Below are 3346 nucleotides of genomic sequence, written 5' to 3' on the forward strand. Positions count from 1 at the left end.
GTCGCCGGCATCGCCGAGGAGACGGGCGGCTCGATCCAGAACCCCGCGTCGGCGCAGAGCCTCTACGCGGTGAAGCCGACCTTCGGCCTGGTCCCCAACACCGGCAACTTCCCGCTCGCCGGCGTAACCCGCGACGTGCTCGGCCCGCTCACCAAGAGCGTCGAGGACGCGGCGATCATGCTCGACGTCCTCGCGGGCTACACGCCGGAGGACCCGAAGACCGAGGGCGCCGTCGTGCCCGCCGGTGGCTACACCTCGCAGCTGTCGACCGAGGCGCTGCGCGGCAAGCGCATCGGCCTGTACGGCCCCGGCTGGCGCACCGGCAGCAACAGCGAGCTCTCGCCGGAGACCGCCAAGCTCTACGCCAAGGCCGTCAAGAACCTCAAGGCGCAGGGCGCGATCGTGGTCGAGGACCCGTTCGCCGGGTCCGGCTTCAACGCGCTGCGCAGCTCCGGCATCACGAACGCCGGCAACAACTGGGCGATCGACCAGTACCTCAAGCGGCTCGGCCCGAGCGCCGCGGTCCACTCGGCCGCAGAGCTCAACGCCTGGGCGGACGCCAACGGCTTCGCGAGCGACACCCGGGTCAACGGGATGCTCGGTGACTTCAGCACGCCGCCGGACCTCTCGGGCTTCAACGCGAACCGCGACCGCTACCTCAACGTGTTCAACAAGGTGATCGAGGACAACGACCTCGACGCGCTGATGTTCCCGCAGCAGGTGCAGGAGATCGGGCCGATCTTCAACGGCAGCGTCTCGGCGAGCACCGTCTCCGAGATCAACATCGCGCAGCTGCCGGGCGTCGTCGTGCCGGACGGTGCCTACGCCAACGGCAAGCCCTTCAACCTTCTCTTCATGGACGTGAAGTGGAGCGAGGCGGAGCTGCTGGGCTACGCGTACGACTACGCGCAGGCCTACGACGGGCGCGTCGTCAACCGCAATCTGACGACCACGACGTGGCCGACCCTGCCGAGCGTCACGTTCACTTCGCTGCAGAACACGATGAACGCGTACGTCACGGCCGGCCGGCTGAGCGCAAAGGTCGCCGAGAGCCTGACGGACCGCCTCTCGCGGGCGTCGACCGGGGCGCTCCAGGACAGCGAGAAGACCGCGATCTCGAACCTCGAGCAGTTCATCGCGCGCGCCAAGAACCAGGTCAAGGGCGACGCGCAGGACGTCGAGGTCCGCAACGACCTCGTCGCGCAGGCCGAGCAGCTGCTTGCCTACCACCGCGCCGTGGAGACGATCGAGGGCAGCTGACCGCTCCTCGTCGTTCGGCAGGCCCCGCTCGCGCATCGTGCGCGAGCGGGGCCTTCGGGGTTATGGGCTCGATGACACGGGCTCGATGACACGGGCTCCATGGAAGGTTGTGCACCACGCAGCTGGTCAGAGCACGCCGTACGGTGCACAACCTTGGTAGCCGAGGCTGACCCTGCGCAAGGTGCCCTCCGTCAAGGGCAGGTCTGCGGGCAAACCCCTCGACTGCTGACCCGATCGGCCGATGAACGGGCAAGGAGCCCGGCACGCGGGTGCCTGCCGTGCCGGGAAGCAGTCCGGCGCGAGCCCCGGAACCGCCCGCTTGGAGTTGCTTCGTGTCCGAGTCCACCCAGGGACAGCCCGGGAAGCCGCGTACGCGCCGCGCCGTCCCGCTCCTGACGAGCCTGGCCGTCGTGTCCGGCACCGTCGTCGGGATCACGACCCCCGCATCCGCCGTCTCGCGCCCTTGCGCCGCTCCCGCGTTCGCGCCGTTCGTCACGACCGGAAGCCTGGGCATGCCCATGGCGATGGAGAGCGCGGACCTCAACGGTGACGCCGTCGCCGACCTCGTCACGAACAACTTCATGTCGAGCGGCCTCAGCATCTCGTTCGGCAACGGCGACGGGACGTTCACCCGCGGCGCCGATGCGCTGACCGGCCCTGGCATGGTCACCGACCTCGTCGCGGCCGACGTCGACAACGACGGGGACCAGGACCTCGCGGTCGTCGGGGACACCGGCTTCAAGGTCGTCCGGAACGACGGCCAGGGCGGTTTTTCCGGTGTGTCGACGCACAGCGCCAGCAACCTCTACCGCCTCGCCGCGGCTGACCTGAACCTCGACGGGATGGCGGACCTGACTGGGATCTCCAGCCAAGGTGACGTCTCGATCCTCCTGAGCTCCGGCATCGGCTTCCGCCCCGTCGCGGTAGTACCCGCCGTGGGCTCGTTCCTGGTGGACGTCAAGATCGGTGACGTCGACAACGACAACCTTCCGGACGTCGTCGTCGTCGACCGTGGCAGCTCCGCCGGGACGGGGAAGGTCGTCGTCCTGCGCGGCAGCGGCCCCGGTCCGTTCGGCCCGGTCTTCTTCACGGCGGTGCCCGGCGTCCCCGGCCTGGCGTCCCTCGCGCACCTCGACGCGGACGCGAACCTCGACCTCGTGGTGGCCGAGGACCGGGGTCCGGGGGCCCGCGTCCTGACCGGCCTGGGCGAGGGGCACTTCGCCGTGTCCGACCCGATCGCGGCGGGGGACGTGTCCGCGGGGGTGGCGGCGGCGGACCTCACCGAGGACGGCCGGACGGACGTCGTCCTCGTGAACACCGGCCCCGACAGCGCCGTCCGGGTGCTCCCCGGGAGCGCGCGGGGCGGCCTCGAGGCCGCTGACGGCTCCTTCGCCACCGGGCCGAACCGTGGCGATGTCGCCGTCGCCGACTTCACCAAGGACGGCAAGCCCGACATCGCCGTCCTCAGCGCCGCCAGCGGCGTGGCCCTCCTCGTCAACACCTGCGCCCCCGCGAACACCGCGCCGGAGCCCCCGACCGGCGTCACGGTCGTCGGCGGGAACGCGAAGGCGACCGTCTCGTGGACGCCTGCGGGCGACGGCGGCTCGGCCATCACCGGCTACGAGGTGCAGGCCCAGGACGCGGGCGGCAACCCGGTCGGCACGCCGGTCCTGGTCGGCGCCGACAAGACCTCGGCCGACGTCCCCGGCCTGGCCTACGGGCGGGCGTACCGCTTCGTCGTGTCCGCCCGCAACGCCGTCGGCCTGTCCGTCGCGTCGCTGCCGTCCGACGGCGTGGTCCTGCTGACGGTCCCGTCGGCTCCGCGCAACGTCGCCGCCGAACGCCGGAACGGCACTGCGCACGTCACGTGGACCGCGCCGGAGTCCGACGGCGGCGCTCCCGTCACCGGGTACGCCGTGGTCGCCTCGCCGGGCGGCCGCACCGTGCTGGTCCCGCGCGACGCGCTGTCGGCGGACGTCGACGGCCTCGACAGCGGGACGGCGTACACCTTCACCGTGACCGCGTCGAACCTCGCCGGCGCCGGGCAGCCGGGCGTCTCGCCCGCGCTGCCCGCGGTCCCCGCCGC

The 3346-nt window shown here is 71.6% G+C and carries 2 protein-coding genes; both read left to right on the plus strand.

Annotated features, from left to right (window positions below; genetic code table 11):
- A partial coding sequence (locus G9H71_RS21625; protein ID WP_231135263.1) for an amidase family protein occupies positions 1–1260 on the plus strand: 1260 nt, incomplete at its 5' end.
- A gap of 332 nt (positions 1261–1592) precedes the next feature.
- Positions 1593–3346, plus strand: a 1754-nt coding sequence (locus tag G9H71_RS21630; RefSeq protein ID WP_196792359.1) for an FG-GAP-like repeat-containing protein, incomplete at its 3' end; no start/stop codon positions are given.

Origin of the sequence: Motilibacter deserti (genome assembly GCF_011250635.1) — a bacterium.
GTDB lineage: Bacteria > Actinomycetota > Actinomycetes > Motilibacterales > Motilibacteraceae > Motilibacter_A > Motilibacter_A deserti.